Annotated in this window: 20 protein-coding genes; 2 read left to right on the top strand and 18 right to left on the bottom strand. The window is 62.6% G+C overall.

Annotated elements, in window-relative coordinates; genetic code table 11:
• The first annotated feature begins 21 nt into the window (after nt 1-21).
• A complete protein-coding gene (locus tag AC3WK8_RS20235; protein ID WP_053132372.1) occupies nt 22-993 on the top strand; it encodes a hypothetical protein in 972 nt (323 codons plus the stop codon).
• Nucleotides 994-1,037: 44 nt separating this feature from the next.
• Here the strand turns inward: AC3WK8_RS20235 and hldE are convergent, their stop codons facing one another.
• The 4 genes from hldE to msbA form a co-directional block, all read right to left on the bottom strand.
• On the bottom strand, nt 1,038-2,471 hold the full coding sequence (gene hldE / locus AC3WK8_RS20230; protein WP_103325726.1) for a bifunctional D-glycero-beta-D-manno-heptose-7-phosphate kinase/D-glycero-beta-D-manno-heptose 1-phosphate adenylyltransferase HldE: 1,434 nt from the start codon (nt 2,469-2,471) through the stop codon (nt 1,038-1,040).
• Nucleotides 2,472-2,573: 102 nt separating this feature from the next.
• Nucleotides 2,574-3,185 carry an adenylyl-sulfate kinase gene (gene cysC, locus AC3WK8_RS20225; protein ID WP_103325727.1) on the bottom strand — a complete coding sequence of 204 codons (612 nt, stop codon included), beginning with the start codon at nt 3,183-3,185 and terminating at the stop codon, nt 2,574-2,576.
• Nucleotides 3,178-3,882: a sulfotransferase family 2 domain-containing protein gene (locus AC3WK8_RS20220; RefSeq protein WP_103325728.1), complete on the bottom strand. Its 705-nt coding sequence runs from the start codon at nt 3,880-3,882 to the stop codon at nt 3,178-3,180. Before AC3WK8_RS20220 ends, cysC begins: the two co-directional genes overlap by 8 nt.
• 184 nt (nt 3,883-4,066) lie before the next feature.
• Entirely contained in the window at nt 4,067-5,869 is a 1,803-nt protein-coding gene (gene msbA, locus AC3WK8_RS20215; protein WP_103325729.1) for a lipid A export permease/ATP-binding protein MsbA, read from the bottom strand.
• 117 nt (nt 5,870-5,986) lie between these two features.
• Here msbA and AC3WK8_RS20210 point away from each other — a divergent pair, with 117 nt between their 5' ends.
• The gene (locus AC3WK8_RS20210; RefSeq protein WP_103325730.1) at nt 5,987-6,631 is read left to right on the top strand and encodes a phosphotransferase; all 645 of its coding nucleotides are present in this window, start codon (nt 5,987-5,989) and stop codon (nt 6,629-6,631) included.
• Between the two features lie 24 nt (nt 6,632-6,655).
• On the opposite strand, the gene AC3WK8_RS20205 is transcribed toward AC3WK8_RS20210, so the two are convergent.
• From AC3WK8_RS20205 to waaF, 14 genes are all read right to left on the bottom strand, one after another.
• On the bottom strand, nt 6,656-7,816 hold the full coding sequence (locus AC3WK8_RS20205) for an O-antigen ligase family protein (protein WP_085595546.1): 1,161 nt from the start codon (nt 7,814-7,816) through the stop codon (nt 6,656-6,658).
• A complete protein-coding gene (locus AC3WK8_RS20200; protein WP_085595549.1) occupies nt 7,806-8,573 on the bottom strand; it encodes a glycosyltransferase family 2 protein in 768 nt (255 codons plus the stop codon). Before AC3WK8_RS20200 ends, AC3WK8_RS20205 begins: the two co-directional genes overlap by 11 nt.
• 42 nt (nt 8,574-8,615) lie before the next feature.
• Nucleotides 8,616-9,572, bottom strand: coding sequence for a glycosyltransferase family protein (locus tag AC3WK8_RS20195; RefSeq protein WP_085595551.1), 957 nt, complete (start codon nt 9,570-9,572; stop codon nt 8,616-8,618).
• Nucleotides 9,569-10,993, bottom strand: coding sequence for a PIG-L deacetylase family protein (locus AC3WK8_RS20190; RefSeq protein WP_103325731.1), 1,425 nt, complete (start codon nt 10,991-10,993; stop codon nt 9,569-9,571). Before AC3WK8_RS20190 ends, AC3WK8_RS20195 begins: the two co-directional genes overlap by 4 nt.
• An 8-nt stretch (nt 10,994-11,001) precedes the next feature.
• Nucleotides 11,002-11,898, bottom strand: coding sequence for an antimicrobial resistance protein Mig-14 (locus tag AC3WK8_RS20185; RefSeq protein ID WP_103325732.1), 897 nt, complete (start codon nt 11,896-11,898; stop codon nt 11,002-11,004).
• Nucleotides 11,898-13,028: a glycosyltransferase gene (locus AC3WK8_RS20180; protein ID WP_103325733.1), complete on the bottom strand. Its 1,131-nt coding sequence runs from the start codon at nt 13,026-13,028 to the stop codon at nt 11,898-11,900. Before AC3WK8_RS20180 ends, AC3WK8_RS20185 begins: the two co-directional genes overlap by 1 nt.
• Complete coding sequence (locus tag AC3WK8_RS20175) at nt 13,012-14,769, bottom strand: carbamoyltransferase family protein (RefSeq protein ID WP_085595559.1); 1,758 nt, start codon at nt 14,767-14,769, stop codon at nt 13,012-13,014. Before AC3WK8_RS20175 ends, AC3WK8_RS20180 begins: the two co-directional genes overlap by 17 nt.
• A 236-nt stretch (nt 14,770-15,005) precedes the next feature.
• On the bottom strand, nt 15,006-16,460 hold the full coding sequence (locus tag AC3WK8_RS20170; RefSeq protein ID WP_103325734.1) for a lipopolysaccharide kinase InaA family protein: 1,455 nt from the start codon (nt 16,458-16,460) through the stop codon (nt 15,006-15,008).
• Nucleotides 16,460-17,212 carry a lipopolysaccharide kinase InaA family protein gene (locus AC3WK8_RS20165; RefSeq protein WP_085595563.1) on the bottom strand — a complete coding sequence of 251 codons (753 nt, stop codon included), beginning with the start codon at nt 17,210-17,212 and terminating at the stop codon, nt 16,460-16,462. The genes AC3WK8_RS20170 and AC3WK8_RS20165 overlap by 1 nt, the downstream gene beginning before the upstream one ends.
• Nucleotides 17,209-17,943, bottom strand: coding sequence for a lipopolysaccharide kinase InaA family protein (locus tag AC3WK8_RS20160; RefSeq protein ID WP_085595565.1), 735 nt, complete (start codon nt 17,941-17,943; stop codon nt 17,209-17,211). Before AC3WK8_RS20160 ends, AC3WK8_RS20165 begins: the two co-directional genes overlap by 4 nt.
• Nucleotides 17,943-18,749, bottom strand: a complete 807-nt coding sequence (gene rfaP, locus AC3WK8_RS20155) for a lipopolysaccharide core heptose(I) kinase RfaP (protein ID WP_022641021.1) — start codon at nt 18,747-18,749, stop codon at nt 17,943-17,945. The genes AC3WK8_RS20160 and rfaP overlap by 1 nt, the downstream gene beginning before the upstream one ends.
• On the bottom strand, nt 18,746-19,870 hold the full coding sequence (locus AC3WK8_RS20150; protein ID WP_103325735.1) for a glycosyltransferase family 4 protein: 1,125 nt from the start codon (nt 19,868-19,870) through the stop codon (nt 18,746-18,748). Before AC3WK8_RS20150 ends, rfaP begins: the two co-directional genes overlap by 4 nt.
• On the bottom strand, nt 19,870-20,931 hold the full coding sequence (gene waaC / locus AC3WK8_RS20145; protein WP_103325736.1) for a lipopolysaccharide heptosyltransferase I: 1,062 nt from the start codon (nt 20,929-20,931) through the stop codon (nt 19,870-19,872). Before waaC ends, AC3WK8_RS20150 begins: the two co-directional genes overlap by 1 nt.
• Before the next feature lies 1 nt (nt 20,932).
• A complete protein-coding gene (waaF, locus tag AC3WK8_RS20140) occupies nt 20,933-21,967 on the bottom strand; it encodes a lipopolysaccharide heptosyltransferase II (RefSeq protein ID WP_103325737.1) in 1,035 nt (344 codons plus the stop codon).
• Nucleotides 21,968-21,995 lie beyond the last annotated feature (28 nt).

Genomic DNA, 21,995 nt, shown 5'->3' with positions numbered 1-21,995 from the left:
CCGACGCAGGAAGGAGCCGAGATGTCGCGACCGCTGATCAGAAAGAACCCCAGCAACTTCAAGACCTTGCCCCTGTTCGTCGAAGCGACTCCCGAAGGGCTCTGCTACCAGAGCGTCGGCATGCCGCTGAACTTCGCCCAGACCCTGCAACGCCGGCGCCCGGTGAGCGTTGCCGACAACGAGCGCTTCGCCCTGGAACTGGCGAACCTCGGGGTCTCGGTACGCCTGACCCTGCACTGGCAGAACCGCGACTATTGGGTGCTGGTGCGCCAGCGCCGCCAGGACCGTGGCGATGTGGTCCTGAAGCTGATCTCCGGCTACGTGCCGGCCCACGAGCTGAACCTGCCGCTGCACACCGCCATCCAGGAAATCGCCGAGGAATGCCTGCTGGAAACCCCGGAAGGCTGGCTGGCCGGGCGCTTCAACGATACCTGGCTGCCGGCGCCCTATGCCGGGGCCCTGCATTACCGCGAGACGCCACACTTTCGCCTGACCCCGCTGTCCGGCGCGGCACGCCCGGTTCGCTGCGCCAACCTGCACTTGCTGGAACGCCCCCGGGCCTACGTACACCTGCCCACCGCCTCGCTGCAACTGATCTACGACCTGCGCCTGGATGTCCCCAAGGAAGCCAAGTCCCTGAGCCTGTTCCATGTCGACGAACGCCTGGAGGGCGACCAACTGGTGGCCCGCCTGGATCGCAAGCGTCCCGACCTGTACCTGATGCCCCTGGAAAACGGCCAGCCCTGCGCCGAGCTGTACACCCTGAAGAAAGATCAACTGCATCCGGCCAGCACCCGCGGCCTGTACCTGGCGGAGAGCTTCGCCCAGCAGGAAGGCTGGGTGGTCGGTGATGAGCGGATTCGCTGGAAGGACTGGCTCAGGCAGCGCGGCCTGAGCGAAGCGGAAAAGGACACCCAGCTGGCACGCCTGACCGGCAAGGCACGGCAGATCCTGCGCAAGATGGTGCCCGCCAAGAACCGGCGCCAGGGCTAAAAAAAACGGCGCCCCAAGGGGCGCCGTGATTCAGCCCAGGAGCCTCACTGGGCCTGGTCGGTCTTGCGGATCTTTTCGACGATGGCGGTGGTCGAGCTGTTCTCCACCAGCCCCAGCACCTTCACCGTACCGCCATAGGCCTTGACGATATCGGCCCCGACCACCTGGTCGATGCCGTAGTCGCCGCCCTTGACCAGGACGTCCGGACGCACCTGGGCCAGCAGGTTTTCCGGGGTGCCCTCGGGGAAGCTGATCACCCAGTCCACCGCACCCAGCCCAGCCAGGACCGCCATGCGCCGGTCGACGCTGTTGATCGGCCGGCCCGGGCCCTTGAGCCGGCTGACCGAGGCGTCGTCGTTGATCGCCACGATCAGGCGATCGCCCTGGGCCCGGGCCTGCTCGAGGTAGGTCACGTGTCCGGCATGGAGAATGTCGAAGCAGCCATTGGTGAACACGATCTTCTCGTTGTGCGCCCGCGCATCGTCGATGGCCAGCAGCAACTGGTCGAGGCTCAGCACGCCGCGCTCGGAGCCTTCTTCGCGCTGGATCGCCCGACGCAGCTCGGGAGCGCTGATGGCCGCGGTCCCCAGCTTGCCGACCACAATACCCGCCGCCAGGTTGGCCAGGCCCACCGCATGGGGCAATTCCTCGCCAGCAGCGATCGCCGCCGCCAGGGTGGAAATCACGGTATCCCCGGCACCGGTGACATCGAACACTTCGCGGGCTCGGGCCGGCAGGTGCAGGGGCGGATGATCCGGGCGCAGCAGGGTCATGCCGTGCTCGCCACGGGTCACCAGCAGCGCACCCAGCTCCAGGTCGTGCATGAGCTTGGCACCCTTGCTGACCAGCTCATGCTCGTCGGCGCAGCCGCCAACGATGGTTTCGAACTCACTGAGGTTCGGCGTGATCAGGCTGGCGCCACGGTAGATGGAGAAATCCTTGCCCTTGGGGTCGGCCAGCACCGGGATGCCGCGGGCCCGGGCGGCGGCGATCAGCACCTGGTGATTACGCAGCGCACCTTTGCCATAGTCGGACAGCACCAGCACCTTGATGCCGTCCAGCAAAGTGTCGACCTCGGCTGCCAGGGCCAGGGCGTCGGTGGCGAAGGGTTCTTCGAAATCGATACGCAGCAACTGCTGGTGGCGGCTCATGACCCGCAGCTTGACGATGGTCGGCTGGTGCTTGATGCGCTGGAACAAGGCCCGCACGCCAGCACCCTGCAGGCTGTTGGCCAGGCTGTCGGCAGCCTCGTCGTCGCCGGTCACCCCGACCAGCGAGGCCGGCGCGCCAAGGGCGGCGATGTTCAAGGCAACGTTGGCGGCACCGCCCGGGCGGTCCTCGATCTGCTCGACCTTGACTACCGGCACCGGCGCCTCAGGGGAAATCCGTGAGGTACCACCATGCCAGTAACGGTCGAGCATGACATCGCCGACCACCAAGACGGGGGCTTGATCGAATCGCGGCATGGACAACTTCATGGAGCATCCCACATACAAAATGAACAGGGGCGCGATATTAGCACAGGGTTGGCGCCGCCTAGTTCTATGGCTTGCGTGGCTCCGACGAAGAATTGACCTTGCTCATTTGCGCTGCAAAAGCTGCAGCAGGCAACGGATCGCCTCGGGTAACGCCATGCTTGCGGTATCGATCCGGCAATCGGCCTCGAGCGGCTCCTCATAGGGACTGTCGAGCCCGGTGAAGTCCTTGATCCGTCCTTCACGCGCGGCCCGGTAGAGGCCCTTGGGATCACGCAGGGCACAGGCATCCAATGGCGTGCTCACATGAACTTCCAGGAACTGCCCGGGAGCGAACAGCGCCCGAGCGGCATCGCGCTCGGCGCGAAACGGCGAGATCGCCGCGACGATCACCACCAGCCCGGCCTCCACCATCAACCGCGCCACCTCGGCCATGCGCCGGATATTTTCCTTGCGCGCCTCGACACCCATTCCCAGGTCCCGGCACAGGCCACTGCGTACATTGTCGCCATCAAGGACGAAGGTATGCATGCCCAATTCGTTGAGCCGCAACTCCAGCAGGTTGGCCAGGGTCGACTTGCCGGCTCCGGACAGGCCGGTCAGCCACAGGCAGCGGGGCTGCTGGTGCTTGAGTGCGGCCCGGGCAGCGGCCGACAGTGCCAGGTTGTAGGGACGGATCTGCGGTTGCTGCAAAGGCATGCTGGCAGGTTCATTCATAACCGAGCATCTCGTAGTCACGTTGATAGACCCGACGTACCAGGCGCCGGGTACGGACCGAACACAACTCCCGGACGGGAGCGTGCTCGCGTTGCTGGGTACTGTTCAGATGAGGAAGCTGCGCCTTGATGCCCAGGCGCTCGCAAAGCAATTGAAAATCGCGTTGCAAGTGTTCCTGGTAGCCGACGAAATCCAGGGACAAATGCCCTAGGGAATCGGTGAGGAAGTCAGCCTGGGGCACGAAGTGTATTTGTCGGTTGATGTTCTCCGGATGTAGCCAGCGACTGACGAAATCATCGAAATCCCGATAATGCACGGCCAGGGCCTGGGCAGCCTGATCTCGGCGCGATAGTTGATTGCCCCGCAAGAAGGTATAGGCCGAATAGGCCCGCTCCAACGGATCACGGACGAAGGCAAACTTGAAACTGCTGGAGAACGTCCTGGGAAACTGCTGTTCATACCAGTACAGCGGCAAGTGCCCAGGTGTCCATCCATCGAACAGCGCGGAGCAGACACTGCTGCCAGCACATTTGGGGACATGGATGAACAAGCAGGAGTGATGGGCAAAAGCAGGAGGGAAGCGCACGTTGGCGGACATGGATTTGTTCACAGCCTGGCGATCCACCACTGACAGGCGCCCCAGCAGGAAATTGCGTTGGGTCTTGGGTAAGAGCTTCCAGACAAAGCGTTGCAGCATTCCGACACCTGCGCGAAAGGGATGGCCCTCTCGATCCAATCGACGATTCAGGCGCGAAACATAACAAGCGCGTAGCGTGGAATTATTTAGCCTTGGTCAAGACTGTAAGCAAGGCGATACATATGCCCCAAGGCCGTTGCAACCTTGGGGCATGGGAGCGGGAGCGAGCCGCTCCCGGAAGGGATCAGGCGATCCCGTTTTGCACTGGTTCTTCCAGCCCCATGGCATGCAGCCGCGAGTAGTAGCCGTTCTGCGCCAGCAACTCGGCATGGGTGCCCCGCTCGACGATACGCCCCTGGTCCATGACCAGGATCAGGTCGGCCTTCTCGATGGTTGACAGGCGGTGGGCGATCACCAGGGTCGTGCGCCCTTTCATGACCTTGTCCAGGGCTGCCTGGATATGCCGCTCCGACTCTGTGTCCAGGGCCGAGGTGGCTTCGTCGAGGATCAGCAGCGGGGCGTTCTTGAGCAATGCCCGGGCAATCGCCAGGCGCTGGCGCTGGCCACCGGAAAGCAGCACGCCGTTCTCGCCAACCTGGGTGTCCAGGCCATCGGGCAGTTGCGCAATGAAATCCATGGCATAGGCGTCGGCGGCGGCCTTTTCGATGTCCGCCCGCGGGGCCCCGGCCAAGTCGCCGTAGGCGATGTTGTTGGCCACAGTGTCGTTGAACAAGGTCACGTGCTGGGTTACCTGGGCGACATGACGGCGCAGGTTGCGCAAGCGATAGTCTTCGATCTCGATGCCGTCTAGCAGGATCTGCCCGGATTCGTGATGGTAGAAACGCGGAATCAGCCCGGCCAGTGTCGACTTGCCGCTACCGGAACGGCCAACCAGGGCAATCATTTGTCCTGGATCGGCACTGAAATTGATGTCCTTCAGTACTTCGCGATCGGTCTCAGGATAGGTGAAGCTCAGGTTTCGTACTTCCAGGCGCCCGTCGATACGTTCACGCTCGACGGTTCCGGTATCGACCTCAGGCTGGACATCCAGCTGCTCGAAGATGCTCTCGGCGCCGGCCACGCCTTTCTGGATAGTCGAGCTGACTTCGGACAGTTGGCGGATCGGCTTGGGCAACAAGCCCGCAGCCGTGATATAGGCCACCAGATCACCGGCTGTAGCATCGCCACGCAAGAACAGCACGAGGAACATCAGCGCGGCCATGGCGGAATAGATCACCAGCTGCAGCATGGGGGTATAGACCGCGCCGGTCTTGGTCATGCGCAACTGCTTGTCGGTATTGCCCTGGCTGGCCTGGGCGAAACGCTGCTGCTCGTACTCCTCGCCACCGAAGCTGCGAACCACGCGATAGCCCTGGATGGTTTCCGAAGCGACATGGGTCACGTCCCCCATCGCCACCTGGATCTTTTTGCTCTGCTTGCGGAATTTCTTGCTGGTATTGCTCACCATCACCGCGATCAACGGCAGGATCGCCACCATCACCAGGGTCAGCTTCCAGTTCATCCAGATCAGGTAGCCGAACAGGAAGATAACGGTCAGGCCTTCGCGGATCACCACCTTGATGGCATCGGTGGCCGCCCCGGTGACCATCGTCACGTTAAAGGTGATACGCGAGATCAGGTGCCCGGAGTTGTGGGTGTCGAAATAACGATTGGGCAGGACCAGCAACTTGTTGAACAACTCGACTCGCAGATCATGCACCAGGCCCAGGGAGACCTTGGCCAGGTAATAGTTGCCAAGGAACGAACCCAGTCCCTGCCAGGCCGCGATCAGGATGATCAGCAGCGGCACCGCCATCAGCAACTGCAAGTCCTGCAAATAAGGAACATCGGGGAACAGCACCGCGTTGGGATTACTGAGCCCATCAACGAAGTACTTCAGGATTCCCGCCAGCATCGGCTGGGTGGAAGCGAAAATCACGAAACCCAGGATACTCAGTGCGAACATTCCCCAGTAGGGACGCACATAAGACAGCAAGCGCAGGTATATCTTCAGACTCGACGCCGCGGCAGGAGTAGGGATAGTCATGAGAACTCGTGGGATGAGAAATAAGCCGCGCACTATAACACAGGCCATTTTCACGCCTGAGCTGAGGTAGTATACCGGCCCCTATCCATGCCCGCCGGCGTTGACCCTGGAGTATTGATGCAAGCCCTCGACCCTGCCCGCTACCTCACCCTGCGCGAGGGCGCCGAAGTCCTCGAGGCCGATGGCCATGGCGACAAGGTATTGCGTCTGACAGACGGCTCGATCTTCAAGCTCTTTCGGCGCAAGCGCCTGCTGACCTCCGCAGCCTGGTATCCCTACGCCCGACGCTTCGCCGACAACTGCAAGGCCCTGGACGAACGGCACATCCCTTGCCCCAAGGTGCGCCAGGTCTACCGCATTGCCAGCATCGAGCGCGACGCGGTGCACTACAGCCCCTTGCCGGGGCAGACCCTACGTCAGTTGCTGGAGGATGAAGAGCAGGGCGAAACACTGCGAGCCCAGTTGGGCGCCTTCATGGCTAGGCTGCACGAAAGCGGCATCTACTTCCGCTCGGCTCACCTGGGCAACATCGTCCTGACACCGGAAAAACAGTTGGGTCTGATCGACATTGCCGACCTGCAAGTGCGTCGCCGGCCGTTACGCAAGAACCTGCGGCTGCGCAACTTCAAACACATGCTGCGCTACGCAGAAGATCGCCAGTGGTTGCTGAAGAACCAGGGCGCGACCTTTCTCGAACGCTACAGCGCCGCGCAGAACACCTGCTCGAGACAAGACCTGATCACGGTCTTGCAGCAGGCGTAGTGCGCGGCGCTTGGGGGAACAGCCTTACAGGCCCTGGGCTTGCCGGGCCTGCAACACCCGGCCAAGGATCATGGCTGCTGGCAGCAGTACCAGTGGCCACAGCTCATCCGGATTGCCGATCAACAGACTGCCATCGAAGTTGAGCATCACCAGCGCACAGGCCAGGTACATGCCCCAGGCATCACGCAGGCGCCAGGCATAGACAAGCGAAGCCACCATCAGGGCAATGAAGATCAGCAGCGCCGGCGCACCGGTGTACAGCCCCAGAGCGACAAAGATGTTGTGTGGATGCTGGATCGGCATCCAGCCAGCGAGCAACTGGCTAGAGTGGAAACCCACACCGCAACCCAGCGTCCAGCCGCAGTTCTGCCACTCACCGACCATCACATGGAACAACTCGCTCCGGTAGGAATCACCGCGCGTCCACAAGGACTGGAACCACGCCTCGTCGTGGATGCCCCAAATGACCGCGGCAAGAACCGCCGATCCGAGGACAACCGCAGCTCCCATGGCCTTGGGCTTGTGGTAAAGCCCATACAGAACCCACAGGCCGAAGAGGAATGCCGCACCAACCAACGCCGTACGGGTCTGCAGGACAAAGGTCACGGCCACCACCGACAACAGGATCGCCGCCCCCGCCTCAACCCAGCGCTTAGACCGCACCCACCAAGGCAAGGCCAGCGCCAGCGCACAGAACAGCCAGATGCTGGCGTAGATCACATTCTGCAGGCGGGCCGGCAACAGACCGACCCGGCTACCAAAAGCGAATTCTCCCGTACTCCAGCTATAAACCGCACTGGCATAGATATACAGGCAGAGGATCCAGAACTGGGCGCGAATGAACTGCGGACTGCGGAAGAATGTCGGCGCAGTCAGGGCTGCGACCGCAAACATGAACAACAGGGTGTAGACGATGTGCTTATAGAACTGAGCCTTTCCGGCGATGATTCCCGGCACGAAGAACCACAGGATGAAGACCAGCCACCCCCAGGCCAAAGGCTCCCTGAGCAACTTACGACCATCACCCTTGAGCAGGAACACCAATCCCGGCAAGGCAATGAAGGCGTAGAAGATATTGTTGGTCCACTTTGAAGAACCACCCACTATGTAGCTCAACAAGAACACGCATAACAGCGTGCTGAAGTAGAGCGCTGTTTTCCCCAGTTTCATACGATCAAATTCCATGTATCAACCAACCCAATGCGAGACCAAGAATAAAAACCGCCGCCAACTTGATTCGGTCACGACGCTTGCGGCGCTGCTTGTCCACCCGCTCCTTGGGAAGTTCAACGTGCTCGCCAAACCCTGTGTGCAGCACTGCGTCATTTTCCAGAATCAAGCCATGACGATTGTCACGGGCGTAGATTCGCGACAGATCCTTCTCTCCCGAAAACGCCGAGTAAGGTGCGTGCAGCAGGTAATCTGCCTTGCGTCGCAGGCCCGGATTCAGTGAAAAACCCTGCCAGTCGGCCTTGTGCGAACCCAGCAAATAGAAAGGAATTCCATCGACGACCTTGCGCTCGTTGAGGAAAATGTAGGGACTGTGTACAGCCAGGTCATGATGAAAGCTGCGCAGCCAGACTTGTAGCGCCTGGGGATCGTTTTCCAGCAGGACCTGGGACTCTTCGATAAAACCTTCACGATAGAAGTCCCAGTCATCCTCGCAGTGGAAGATCCAGGAAGTCTGCACGTGCTCATACGCCAGGTCGATGGAGCGCAACTGGCCCAAACGCGGAACATTGACAAAAAACTGGGTGTGCGCCCGCCAATGCTCCGGAATGCAGTTCTCTACCTCTTTATCACCAGAGTCTTCAGTGATAAACACCCGGCGGATCGGCGCGGTGTTGAAACGATCGAATGATTCCAAAGTTCGCTTCAACAGGTCGAAGCGACCACAACTGGTCACCACCACCGATATATCGCTAGTTTCGCTAAACAGCATTTAATAGCACCAAGTCATTAGCGGGAAGTTGTCACAAGGCTCTTAGAAGCCCAATGCCACACGCAATCTTTCTGTCCAGCTCAGCGGCGCACGCTCACGAAGCGGCGCACGCATGCATTCGACCACTGCATGGCCGACCGAACGGAAGCTGTAACGCTGCTCCACCAGGGCTTGTCCCGCCTGAGCGATAGACTGGCTGAGCTCCGGCGAAGCGCGCAATTGCTGGAGTTTCAGCCTCAGTTCCTCGCGATCGCGATACAGTACAATGTTCTGCATATCGATAAAACCCAAGGCCTGGTTCTCTTCGTTCCCCTGGTCAAAGGCGAACAGTACGCAGCCACAAGCCATGGCCTCGAAGTTCTTGATCATGTATTCGCCCATGCCGACATCGGCACTGACGAAGTAGCGAATTCGATTCAAGGTTTCGCAATACTCCTCACCCGACTTGGTCCGGGTGACAAGCAGATTCTCGACTTCAGCGATCGACTCAAGCATTTCTTTGCGACCGGAATACGCCACGCTGTTCAAACTGCCGACAAAACCTAGTTCGATATCCCGCTCACGGGCTCGGTCCTGCAGCAACGCCTGGTCGTAGCCCTTGGGCACGAAATGCGCATCGAAACCTTCTTCACACAGACGCTGACTGACCATGTATCCCGAGCTGATGACCCGCGCCCAAGGCAACTTGCGGTAGTGCGCACTAAACTTGCCGGTGTACTTGCAAGGGATGTAGTTCTGGTACGCGTCGTGCTCGAGGATAACCAGGTTAGGCAGGGTCTGTATGAACCTAACCTGTCTGATTTCCTTCTTGAAGCGCAGGAAGAAGACGATCCGGTCGTAACGCTCAACGTCCACGTGCTTGCGGAAGTACTTACGCAGATTGTCCTGCTCGGCACTGCTCAGCATGCGCATATCGCATTCGCATCGCTCAGCGATGCCATCGTAGAGTCGATCAAGAATCGCCCGCTGTTCTTTCTGAACCAGAAACAGAACTCTCACACTTCCTCTCTTTTGCTTGGATTCTCGTCGACCCAGAACAGCTCGTGCTGACGCACTGCCTTGCGGAAAAACTCGTTTTCACCAAAGGCGGGCCAATGCCGGCCAGCCAGACAACGCTGAATGAGGCGTCGGATCTTGCGCTTGAAGGGAGGCGGCGGCTGCAGGTCGTGCATCATGCCCAAAGACATGGCCTTGTGCCACTGCCTTTGCGGGAGAACGGTCAACGCCCATGGTCGCAACGGTGACTGTGCCGCCAGCTGTGGTGGCAAGGCCACGCCACTACCGGCCTGCCCCATGGGCCAGCGATCGTTGTCATGCAGGTGATTGGCATAATAAAGCAGGGACTCGGGCTGGCTGCCGGTCTTGCCCAGGGCCTCCAGCACCGCCTGTTGCGCACAGACATGATCCGGATGCGGGTCGAAATGGGGATGGGGCACAACGATGACCTGGGGCTGGATATGCTCGATCAGTTCCACCAAGTCCTGCACTAGGTTCTGCCAGGAGGGAATCCCATTGGCATCACTGGCCAGGCCCAATTGATTGAAGCGCCGGAAAGGACGGGTATCGAGCATATCGGCCTCTCGCGAACCGACCGGCTGCTCGGGCGCAGCTTGCATCGCCGCCAACTGCAGGCAGAAATACCCCAACTGCACGCAGCGTTCCTGCGGGACACCCGCCCATAAAGGCACGCTGATGCTGTCCCAGGCCCGCAGCGAGCCCTTCAAGCGCGCCGCTTCGACACCATCGAGCCCCATCTGCCGGTAATGTTCAGCTTCTATCTCGCCGGCGGTCAGGGTCACGATCCAACTCTGCGCCGCCTGGCTGTACAGGCCGAACGCCGCCAACTCGGCATCATCGGCATGGGGAGCGACCACCAATACTCGCTTGGCCAGATAGTCGGGGTGACGCAGGATGAACAACTCGACCCCGGGATCCAATCGACAGAAACGCCCCTCGAGCGCCAACCTTGATTCGTTCAGGGCAACTTGCTGGCCAGTCAGGTTCAGGTAGCGAACTCCCTGCACACCGCGCTCGAAGTCCTGGCAGTCCGCCATCCCGCCAAGTATCCGCACTCCAGGATCGAACAATCTCCCCAACCAGGAGGACTTGATGCGCACCTTGAGGATCAAGGTGTCGTTGTCACCCAGCGCCAAGGGGCCAGGCAGGCTCAAATTACCCTCGACAAGCTGCAGTGAAAGCTGCTCATCGGCGTTCAGTTGGTAGTCGTAGTCATCCTTGGGTGAATAGAACAGGTGGTCGGCGAACCAGGCCTCGTGGGCCAGCCAGGCAGCCACCGCCAGCAACAACGGCAACCACCAGGCCACCAGGACGCCAGCCAGCAGCAACAGCACCAGGCCGAGCAGCAAGGCGATTCGTTTATTGCGCCGGTGGCGCTTGAGCAGTTGCTGCTTGCGGCTCATGGGCTGACTCACACCTGGAAAACCGGCACAGGATTGCACCAACGATCCTTGTATTCACGGTCGGCACGACCGAAGGAAAACCGTAGCGGCTTGTCCAGCGCCCGAGCCTGTTCCCAGGCGCCCTGGGTATTGAGGAAACTCAACACGCTGCCTGGACTGAACTCCCGGGTTTCGGGGTCGACGCCACCGTTCACATACTCGACGCTGATCCACTCCGGCGCCTCGACCCGGTAGATCAGCTGCACGGCAATCGGGGCATCGTTGAGGAAGATCACCGAGCCAATCAGCAGCTCGCGCAGACGCTCCAGCACCTCGGCCATGCGTTCGGCACCGGTGGCGGCGAATCCCCAGCGCCGCTGGAACAGATCGCAGTAGATAGCCGCCAGTTCAGGGCTGCTGAACTCGCTCACCGGACGCACCACGCCGCCCGCCTCCTCCAGCAGGCGCAGTTCACGGCGCTGGTTGTAGCGGAACTTCTTCGACAGTTCTTCCGGGGTGCGAGCCATGGCCAACTGCTCGGCCTGGGGCCGCTGGCCGGCGAAACGCCCCTCGTTGAGGGCCGAAAGGTAGCGGCCACGATGACGCAACGGAGCCTGGGCGTGCGCCGCTGCCGGCAAGATCAGCTCGGCATTGCCGATATCGAACAGTCCTTTCTTGCCCGCGCGCTTGAGCACATCCTTGGACAGTGCCAGGTCCCGGCCCCAGGTAGCGATGGCCGCCTGTAGCTGGCCGTTGCGCTCCCAGGCCAGGTAACGCACGGGAATCTGCGCCAGGTCCGCCAGTTGCTCGACCACCAGTGGATGGGTTGCCACGCTGCCACCAAAACGATGCCAGGCCTGGGCATAGGTCGATGCGTCAATGACTGACCAGCCGCGTTCGCGCCAGCCTTGGAATCGATTGAGCATCAGCCCCTCGCGGTCAGTTCGGTGACTTGTGGCAAGCGCCAGAATACGTCGCGTACGGCCCGATCGGAGAAACGCTCGCGCAAGCGATCGAGCATCAACTCGGCGCAGACCCGGCGCTGGTGTTCGTCCATCGCCGCCAGGTGCTGCAGGCCCTGGGCCAGATGTTCGACATCCCCCAGGGGAAACAGGATGCCCACACCCTCGACCACTTCCTTGGCCCCGCCGCACGCGGTGGCCAGCAAGGGTACGCCGGCGGCCATGGCCTCCAGCAGGACCATGCCGAAAGGCTCGTGGTCGGAGCTCAGGGCGAATACATCGAACGCCCGGAAATAGCGCCGGGCCTCTGGAACCTGGCCGAGGAACAGCACGCGATCGGCGATCCCCAGCTCGCGAGCCAGGGACTTGAGGTCCTTGTCCAGGCGGCCGGTACCCAGGATCGCCAACTGGCTGCCCTGGGGTAGCTGCGCCGCTGCCGCGGCGAAACCACGCAACAGGGTGGCCTGGTCCTTGTCCGGATGCAGGCGCCCGACGTTGCCGACGATCCACGCATCGGCGGGCAGGCCCAGCTCGGCACGGGCTGCGGCCCGGTTCAGCTGGCTGGCCTGCAAGGCCTCCAGGTCGATCCGGTTGTACAGGGTCTGGATCCGCTGCGCCGGCCACTTGGGCAGGCAGGCACGCATATCGTCGCGCACCGCGTCGGAGACCCCGAGCAGGCTCAGGCGCTTGCCGAACAGCCCGGCGAACAGCTTGCGGCTGCCGCGCTTGTAGTCGCTGAACGCATGGTGGACACCGATCACCGGCAGGCGTGTGCCCAGCAGGGCGATGTAGATCGGCTTGAAGCGATGGGCGATGCAGAAGCTGAAGTTGCGCGATGCGGCGATCTTGCGCAGGTCACGGATGGCACCCAGCTTCAGGCCACGAATGGCCTTGGAGCTGTACTCCATGAACAGCACTTCGTCGGACGCGCAACCCGCGGCGACTTCGACATCGGCGACCCCGGTCAGAAAGACCGTGGTCACCCGATAGCCGCTGCCCGCGAACAGGTTGGCATATTGCCGCGCGCAGTCCAGGAACGGCCCGTCATAGCCGTGGCAGAACTGCAGCACATGGCGTTCAGCCGACCGTGTCATAAGGATCCACGCCGTCTTTGACCACCAGGATGTCTTCCATGATCAGGTACTGCAGGTCGGACCCGTAGAACATGTTCAAGGCATCGGTCGGCGAGCAGATCATCGGTTCGCCACGGCGGTTCAGCGAAGTGTTCAGCGACACACCGTTGCCAGTCAGGACTTCCAGGGCCTTCATCATGTCGTAGTAGCGCGGGTTGTATTCGCGCTTGAGCACCTGGGCCCGGGATGTGCCGTCCTCGTGGACTACTTCCGGTACCCGGGTCTTCCACTCCTGCGCCACTTCGAAGGTGAAGGTCATGAACGGTGCCGGATGGTCGACCTTGATCATTTGCGGAGCGACAGTGTCGAGCATCGACGGGCAGAAAGGCCTCCAGCGCTCGCGGAACTTGATCTGCTCGTTGATCCGGTCGGCCACGCCCGAGGCGCTTGGGCAACCGATGATCGAACGGCCGCCCAGGGCGCGCGGGCCGAACTCCATGCGGCCCTGGAACCAGGCCACCGGGTTGCCATCGACCATGATCTTGGCGATGCGCTCGGGGGTGTTGTCGATCTGGCGCCAGGCCGGCTGGTTCGGGTGCCGGGCACAGGCGGCGATCACGTCTTCGTTGGAGTACGCCGGGCCGAGGTAGACGTGCTCCATCTTCTCCACCGGTACGCCACGGGCGTGGGACACATAGGCCGCGGCACCCACTGCGGTACCGGCGTCGCCGGAGGCCGGCTGGACGAACAGTTCCTTCACGTCCGCACGGGCGATGATCTTCTGGTTCAGCTTGACGTTCAGCGCACAGCCGCCGGCGAAGGCCAGCTTGCCGGTTTCCTTCAGGGTGTCGCCCAGGTAATGGTCGATCATCTGCAGGGCCAGCTTCTCGAACAGTGCCTGCATGCTGGCGGCGTAGTGGATGTATGGCTCGTCGGCGATATCGCCTTCGCGCTTGGGACCCAGCCACTCGATCAGCTTCGGCGAGAAGTAGAAACCCTTGCCCTTCTCTTTATAGCGACGCAGGCCGATGACGTTGGCGTAGTCGGTGTTGATCACCAGCTCGCCGTTTTCAAAGCTGGCCAGGCGCGAGAAGTCGTATTTGCTGGCATCGCCGTAAGGCGCCATGCCCATGACCTTGAACTCGCCGTCGAGCATCTCGAAGCCGAGGAACTCGGTGATCGCGCCGTACAGGCCGCCCAGGGAATCCGGATCGTAGAATTCCTTGATCTTGTGGATCTTGCCGTTCTCGCCATAACCGAAGAAGGTGGTGGCGTACTCGCCCTTGCCGTCGATCCCGAGGATCGCGGTCTTCTCCTTGAAGCCGGAACAGTGGTAGGCGCTGGAAGCGTGGGCCAGGTGGTGCTCGACCGGCTCGATCTTGATCTTCTTCGGATCGAAGCCCAGTTGCTCCAGGCACCAGACGATCTTCTTGCGATAGCGCTTGTAGCGACGGTTGCCCATCAGGATCGCGTCCAGGGCACGGTCCGGGGCATACCAGTAGCGCTTGGCGTAGTGCCAGCGCGCCTTGCCGAACAGGCTGATCGGGGCGAATGGAATCGCTACCACATCGACGTCGGAAGGCTTGATCCCGGCCTGCTCCAGGCAGAACTTCGCCGACTCGTAGGGCATGCGGTTCTTTGCATGCTTGTCGCGCACGAAACGCTCTTCTTCAGCAGCGGCAATCAGCTTGCCGTCGATGTACAGGGCCGCCGAAGGATCATGGCTAAGGGCGCCGGACAGGCCAAGAATCGTCAATGCCACAGGGGTCTAGCCTCGTTTAGTCTGCATGCGGGCGCAAAGCGCCTTGAAAAGAAAGTGTGCTCGCAAGAGGGCGAGAAACAACGAAAGGGCGGGATTATAGCGTAAAAGCAGGGGCAAGCCTCTAGAGGCAAGCCACAAGCCAGGCTACATCGCGGCGCGCCCGCCCCATCGCCGCCACGACCCAGGAAGATCCTCCAGGGCTCATGGCGGCGATGGCAGCGACCACGGGTCGCAGGTCAGGCCGCAGATGCGTCGGGAGCCTTGGGCAAGCGCTGATCAATCATTTGATACAACTTGCTGCTTTCAGGCCAGTTGCGCATGAAACGTGCGCGATCACGGGCATAAGCCGCAGCGAAACTCCCCACGCTGGAATGCTGGCGCATGGAATCCAGGTCGATCAGGGACCAGCGATCCTCCTGCCAGAACAGGTTATGGCCCTTCAGATCGCCATGGCTGATGCGCTCCCTGAGCAAACTGGCGAAGAGCAGGTCCAGGGCCCGCAGCTCCGGCTCAGGTGCCTCGCCACTGTCGACGAACGGCGCGAAGCGCTCGATGATGTCCGGCCCCGGCAGGTACTCGGTCACCAGGTAGGCCCGCCGGCGCAGCCAGAGGAAGCGCCGCTCCAGCACGGCCAGGGGCTTGGGCGTGGCGATGCCGAGGAAGGCCAGGCGATTACCTTCGCGCCATGAGTGCCAGGCTCGGCTGGGACGCCAGAAACGCTTGAGCCAGTGGGCGAAACCCTTGATGTTGTAGCGCTTGAGCACCAGGGTGCGCCCCGCGGACTCGATCCGCCCGACACTGGCCGCGCCACCGGTCTTGTACAGATGCCCCTGGTCCAGCAGGGCGTCGGCCTGTTCCAGCACCGGCAGCATCGCCGCCTCTTCCTCGCGCCGGATCGCCCTCAGGGCGAAGGGGCCGCGATGTACGCTGAACAGCGTGCACTCGCGGCCGACCTTGCTCAGGAAATCTCGCAGGCGCCAGCCTCGCACCTTGTCCACCTGCTTCTGCAATGCCTCCAGGGGCAGCGCATGCTCGGCATTGGCCAGCAGGTAATGCACCAGCAATTCCTCGGTGAAGGGCTCGAGGTTCTTGGGCAACTGGGCGAAGAACACCCCGAGATTCTCCAGGACTTTCTGCCGCGACAGGGGCTTGCCCGCCTCTTCGACGCAGATGCCCGCACCATCGATCAAGTGCAACTGGCCACCGTGGCGCAACAGGTTGTCCAGGTGCAGGTCTTCCTGCCACAGGCCCTTGGCATGCAACCGGGCAATCGCCCCCAACGCCTCAGCCAGCACCTCGACCTGCTCATCGGCCAGCACTGGCAAGGCCTGCACCTGGCTCCAGGCGTCGCCCAGACTCTGGGCACCCTCCAGGAACTCGAAGAGCAGCCAGCCGCCCTCGCCTTCCTGCAAGCCATCGGCCAGCAGCAATGGCGTGGTCAGCCCCTGCTCCGCCAGCAGGCGCACACCTTGCAGCTCCCGCTGGAAATGCCGTGCCGCCTTGGGACCGACCAGCAACTTGGCCAGCACCATGCGCCCACGCCAGACCCCGGCACCGACATAACGCTGCCCCGGCAGCACGCGCAGCAGGCTCAACAACTGCAACTGCGCCGCACCGGCGGCGTCCGCCAACTCCAGGCTCAGGGGCAGGGCCGGATTGCGCCCTGCGTGCTTCAGCTCGGACAAACGCATCAGCGAGATTCCTTGTGGCTGCTGCGGGCACTGAGCCGGGCGACCCAGGCGTCCAGCAGGGAGCTGTCCAGGGGCTGGTCGAGGTAGGCCGCCAACAGGCAGCGCACATCCTCGACACTCCACACCGAAGCGCGGCGCAACAAGGGCTCGAGGTCCTTGACCCGATCGCGCTGGCCGAACAGCAATGGCCGGGTTTTCTCCAGGTCGATCAGTTGCGCCTGGTAACCCGCGCCTTCCGGGCGCAGGAAAATATGCTTGGGGTAGAAGCAGCCATGTACCTGGCGCAGGCCGTGCAGCTGCCGGGCCAATTGACCACAGGCCTCGAGCACGGCCTGGCGCTGGGACTCGGGCATCTGCGCCCATTGCGCCAGCAGTGCATCCAGGTCGTCCCAACCATCCAGGGCCCGGGTCATGAGGATCGCCCGGGTCTCGCCGGCGACCTTGCGCATGCCGAAGAACACCGCCTGCAAGGCCGGGATACCCAGCTCCTGGTAGCGCCGGATATTGCGAAACTCGCGGGAGAAGCTCGGCTCGCCGAACGGATGGCGCAGGGTCCGGGTCAGGTAGTTGGTTTGCCGCTTGAGGTAGAACCCACGCCCCTCCACGTCCAGGCGATAGACGCTGCTATGGCCGCCACGGCCGGTATTGGGTTCGTCCACCGCATCCAGTTGCCTGGCCCACAGCTGGTCGAAAGTGCCAAGGCCGTTGCGCTCCAGCAGCGCACGCTCCTCGGACGCCAGGAAATCAGTCATTCACGTCCCTCGAAAAATCTCACCACGTGGCGAATGCGCTCCTTGTCGGAGGCACTCAAGCGATCGCGCTGGCGATACTGCAGGTAGAAGCGCAAGCGCTGGGTGGCGGAAAGATGGTACTTGGCCACCTTGTCCAGGCAGGCCAGGTCCTTGGTGATCCGGTACTTGAGCCAGAACCCACGCCAGAAATCGCCGTTCGGACAGTCGATCAGGTACAGGCGGTCCTGGTCATCGACCAGCAGGTTGCGCCATTTCAAATCGTTATGGGTGAAGCGATGGTCATGCATGATCCGGGTATAGGCGGCCAGCTGGCGGCTGATCCCGTCGACCCAGCGCCGGTCCTTGAGCTTGGGATCGTTGCGCTCGGCCAGCACCGACAAGTCTTCGGTGCGCGGCAGCTCGCGGGTGATCATCGCGCCCCTGGAATAGGCCAGGCAGCGTCGCTCCAGGCCCCATGCCACCACTTCGGCAGTGGGAATGCCCCACTTGGCGAAACGCTTGAGGTTCTGCCATTCGAACTTGACCCGGGGCTTGCCCAGGTAGCGCCGCAGGTTCTTGCCGGCACCGGTATAGCGCTTGACGTAATAGTTGACCCCATCACGCTGGACACGCACGACATCGGACAGCGGGTCGCGGGTCAGATGTTCGCCCTCGAGGGTGAACACCGCCTCCAGGCTGCCGAAATCTTGTGCCAATGCCTGGTAGGCAGGGTCCAGGTTCCAGCTAGCCATCAGAGCGCATCTCCGTACCTTTGCTTGCGTGCGTAGAGTTTTTCGGCCTTGCCCTCGAGCCAGGCCAGCAGCGGCGCTTCCTCGGCAAGGATCCGCCGCAGCGGTTGCTGGAAGTAACCCGTGAGGAAGCGCAGCTTGTCGCGGCGCGTCAGGCCGATATCCAGGGCCGAGAAGTACAGGGCCGCCAGGTCCTTGTTACGCCAGCGCTGGGTGATCTTCGCGCGGGTCTGGGCCCGGTGCAGGTCGATCAGCGACAACTTCAATGTCCCCGGAGTGATCGGCCGGTCGGTGTGCAGCAGGAAGTGGCAGATGTAGCAGTCGCGATGGTTGACCCCGGCGCGATGCATGGTACCGGTCATGCGCGCCACCTCGGCGATCAGCGCCCGCTTGAGCGCAGGCGCCGGCGGCTGCTTGACCCAATCGACACTGAAGTCCTCGAGGCTGATGGTCGGCGCCAGCTCCTCGGTGACGATGAACGAATGCTGGTTCGCCGGGTTGGCACCGCGCTCGCCATAGGCCACGGCGGTCATGGTGGGCACGCCGGCCTGGTGCAGGCGTTCCAGGGCCAGCCATTCCTGACCGGCGCCCAGCACCGGCAGCTTGGCGGTCACCAGGTTCTTGGCGATCTCGCCCCAGCCGATCCCCCGGTGGATCTTCACGAAATACCCACGGCCGGCGACTTCCGTACGCAAGGTACGGCGCGCCTCCAGCTCGCGATAGACCTGGCCCTTGAGCTCCTCGACGGCGGTGAACGCATCGCGTCCAGCCCAGAGGCTCTTGAAGGGCTCGGCAAGCATCAACTTCATCGGTCTTGCTCCGCCAGAATCACATCCGCAGCGTGCTGCGGCATGCTGTAGAGGTCGGCCGTCTCGGCGAACGCCAGGCCGTTTCGGCTCCAGGTCGCGCGTGCAGCATCGTCGGTCAACATGGTGGTGAGGTATTGGTTGAGCTGTGCCTGCTCCAGCGGTTCATCCAGCACCAGGCCGCTTTCGGCCTCGGCGATGTAGTGGGCATAACCACAAACCGCGCTGACCAGCACCGGCAGGCCGGCTACCAGGGCCTCCAGCAGCACGGTCCCGGTATTTTCGTTGTAGGCCGGGTGGATCAGCAGGTCGGCGCCCAACAGGAAACGCGGGATATCGCTGCGCCCTTTCATGAACTGCACCTGGTCACTCAACCCCAGGGCGGCGCTCTGCACCTGGAATACCTTGGGGTCGTCCTGGCCGATTACAAATAGCCGTGTGCGTTTCTTCAGCGCCGCAGGCAAGGCCGCCAGGGCCTTGAGGCTGCGATCCACGCCCTTGGTCTTGAACCCGGAACCGATCTGCACCAGCAGCAGGTCGTCGTCCTTGAGGTCGAACTCGCGGCGAAACCCGGCACGGATCTCGGCCGCGTTGGCCGGTGCCCGACGGTCCTGGGCAATCCCGGGTGGCAGCAGGTGGAAACGCGACAGCGGGGTGTCGTAATGCTTGATGAACAGCGGCTGCTGGACTTCGGAGATCATCAGGATCTCGGTCTTGGCATCCTTGGCGAACACCGCCCGCTCATACTCGGCGAAATGCCGGTAGCGACCCCAGCGCCGGTACAGGGAGTGCCGCAGGTTCTGCGCCTTGTCCTCGAAGCAGCCATCGGCCGCGTAGTAGACATCCAGCCCGGGCATCTTGTTGAAGCCCACCAGCCGGTCCACCGGGCGCTTGGCCAGGTCGGCCGCCATCCAGGCACTGAGTTTTTCGTTGCGGTGATGGTTGAACAGCGCCTTGACCGGCGCCACCAGCACTTCGAAGCCAGGGGGTACGTCACCTTCCCAGATCAGGGTGTAGACGCGAATCTGGTGGCCGCGCCGCTGGCACTCCAGGGCAATGCGCATGAAATCGCGCTGCAGGCCGCCAAAGGGAAAATACTTATAAAGGACAAAAGCCAATTGCATCAGCGTGGCTCCTCAGCCAGTAACAAGGCGCTCAGTCGGCTGGCGACACGCTCGGGGTTGAGGCGGGTAAAGCACAGGGGCCACTCGCGCTTGAGATCGAACCGCTGCCGGTCCACGGCAGTCGGCTGGTAGGTGCACTGCTTCTGCAGGCACGGGGCGCAGGGGAAGTTGCTCCCCAGGTGGATCTGCACCCGGCCATAGGCACCGGTCAGCCCCGGATTGGTCGGGCCGAACAGCGAGATGGTGGGTACATCCAGGGCGGCGGCAAGGTGCCCCAGCCCGGTATCCACGGCGACGCAGGCCTGGGCGTCGACCAGCACCCGGGCCACGCCGGCCAGGTTCAGCCTGGGCAGTACCGTGGCGTTCTTCAGGCCGCTGGCGATACGCTCGGCCCGGGCCTTCTCGGCGGCATTGCCCCAGGGCAACTTGACCTCGACCCCGAGCATGCCCATGCGCTCGGCCAGCTCGCGCCAGTAAGCCTCGGGCCAATGCTTGGTGTCCCAGGTGGTGCCATGCAGGAACAGCACGAAAGGATTCTTGCGTGGCAGTTCCACCAGCTTTTCGGCATCCAGGCCGTAGTCGCCCATCCCCTGGGGCAGGTCATAACCCAGGGCCAAGGCGAACAGCTGGCGCACCCGCTCCACGGCATGCTGCCCACGGGCCACCGCCAGGCGCCGGGAATAGAAGCGCGAAGCCAGCGGTTCGCGGGCCGAGTCCTTGTCCAACCCGGCCACCGGCGCACGCACGTAGCGGGTCAGCCAGGCGCTCTTGAGCAGGCCCTGGGCATCGATCACCAGGTCGTACTTGGTCGAGCGCACGCTCTGCTTGAAGCGCCGCCACTCGCCGCTCTTGATGGTCTGCCAGATATTCTTGCGCCAGCGACGGATCGCCACCGGGATCACCTTGCCCACAGCCGGGTGCCAGGTGGGAATTTCGGCGAAACCCTCTTCCACCACCCAGTCGAACTTGATCCCCGGGATCGCCCGCGCGGCATCGGTGACAGCCGGCAAGGCGTGAATCACGTCACCCAGGGAAGAGGTCTTGATCAACAGTACCCGCAACTTATCGAACCTCGACCACAGTGCCCTGCAACCGCTGCAGGGCCTCGTTCACCGACTGCGGCATCAGCTGGCGCAGGCAGTTGTAATGGCCGAAGCGGCAGGTGCGGTCAAAGCACGGACTGCATTCGATACCCAGGCGCACCACTTCGACCTGATCGGCCAACGGCGGGGTGAAACCCGGCGAGGTGGAGCCGTACACCGCCACCAGCGGGCGGTTCAGCGCAGCGGCCACGTGCATCAGCCCGGAGTCGTTGGACACCACGGAATCGGCACAGGACAGCAGGTCGATGGCCTCGGCCAGGGAGGTCCCGCCACTGAGGTTGACCGACTCCTCGCGCAGGCCGGGAATCAGCCGGCTGCGGATTTCCTCGCCCACGGCGTGATCGTTCTTCGAGCCGAACAGCCAGACCTGCCAGCCGTCACGGATCCTGGCCTCAGCCACCTGGGCGTAGTGTTCCGACGGCCAGCGCTTGGCCTCGCCGAACTCAGCTCCCGGACACAGCGCCAGGACCGGACGGTCCAGGGCCAGGCCGAACTTGGCCAGGGCCGCGTCACGGCTCTGCGGATCGATCTGCAGGCTGGGCCGCGGATAGGGCGCAGGCAAGTCGGCGCCAGGCTCGTAGGCCAGGGCCATGAAGCGCTCGATCATCAACGGATAACGCTCTTTATCGAGCTTGCGCACATCGTTGAGCAGGCCGTAGCGGAACTCGCCACGCCAGCCGGTGCGCTTGGGAATGCCGGCGAAGAAGGGCACCAGTGCCGACTTCAGCGAATTGGGCAGCAGGATGGCCTGATCGTACTGGCCGGCCAGGGACTTGCCGATGCCGCGCCGGGTCGCCAGTTCCAGGGCCCCGTGGCCCAGGGGGAAACTCAGGGCCCGGCGCACCTGGGGCATGCGCTCGAGGATCGGCCGGCTCCATTCGGGGGCCAGCACGTCGATCTCGCATTGAGGATGGCGCTGCTTCAGGCACTCGAAGAGTGTCTGCGCCATCACCATGTCACCGACCCAACTGGGCCCAACGATCAGAATATTCATGTGGTTTCCATAAACGAGCCGGGGGGGG

This window comes from Pseudomonas sp. FW507-12TSA, from assembly GCF_058781435.1.
The sequence above is the reverse complement of the archived record's forward strand: the minus strand, read 5'-3'. Positions and strand labels throughout refer to the sequence as shown.

Coding starts and splice junctions, on each gene's coding strand:
- hldE (WP_103325726.1), bottom strand. CDS start 2,471: ATGAAGTTGTCCATGCCGCGATTCGATCAAGCCCCCGTCTTGGTGGTC.
- cysC (WP_103325727.1), bottom strand. CDS start 3,185: ATGAATGAACCTGCCAGCATGCCTTTGCAGCAACCGCAGATCCGTCCC.
- AC3WK8_RS20170 (WP_103325734.1), bottom strand. CDS start 16,460: ATGCGTTTGTCCGAGCTGAAGCACGCAGGGCGCAATCCGGCCCTGCCC.
- AC3WK8_RS20160 (WP_085595565.1), bottom strand. CDS start 17,943: ATGGCTAGCTGGAACCTGGACCCTGCCTACCAGGCATTGGCACAAGAT.
- msbA (WP_103325729.1), bottom strand. CDS start 5,869: ATGACTATCCCTACTCCTGCCGCGGCGTCGAGTCTGAAGATATACCTG.
- AC3WK8_RS20220 (WP_103325728.1), bottom strand. CDS start 3,882: ATGCTGCAACGCTTTGTCTGGAAGCTCTTACCCAAGACCCAACGCAAT.
- AC3WK8_RS20165 (WP_085595563.1), bottom strand. CDS start 17,212: ATGACTGATTTCCTGGCGTCCGAGGAGCGTGCGCTGCTGGAGCGCAAC.
- AC3WK8_RS20200 (WP_085595549.1), bottom strand. CDS start 8,573: ATGCTGTTTAGCGAAACTAGCGATATATCGGTGGTGGTGACCAGTTGT.
- AC3WK8_RS20185 (WP_103325732.1), bottom strand. CDS start 11,898: ATGCTCAATCGATTCCAAGGCTGGCGCGAACGCGGCTGGTCAGTCATT.
- waaF (WP_103325737.1), bottom strand. CDS start 21,967: ATGAATATTCTGATCGTTGGGCCCAGTTGGGTCGGTGACATGGTGATG.
- rfaP (WP_022641021.1), bottom strand. CDS start 18,749: ATGAAGTTGATGCTTGCCGAGCCCTTCAAGAGCCTCTGGGCTGGACGC.
- AC3WK8_RS20210 (WP_103325730.1), top strand. CDS start 5,987: ATGCAAGCCCTCGACCCTGCCCGCTACCTCACCCTGCGCGAGGGCGCC.
- AC3WK8_RS20150 (WP_103325735.1), bottom strand. CDS start 19,870: ATGCAATTGGCTTTTGTCCTTTATAAGTATTTTCCCTTTGGCGGCCTG.
- AC3WK8_RS20205 (WP_085595546.1), bottom strand. CDS start 7,816: ATGGAATTTGATCGTATGAAACTGGGGAAAACAGCGCTCTACTTCAGC.
- AC3WK8_RS20180 (WP_103325733.1), bottom strand. CDS start 13,028: ATGACACGGTCGGCTGAACGCCATGTGCTGCAGTTCTGCCACGGCTAT.
- AC3WK8_RS20235 (WP_053132372.1), top strand. CDS start 22: ATGTCGCGACCGCTGATCAGAAAGAACCCCAGCAACTTCAAGACCTTG.
- AC3WK8_RS20190 (WP_103325731.1), bottom strand. CDS start 10,993: ATGAGCCGCAAGCAGCAACTGCTCAAGCGCCACCGGCGCAATAAACGA.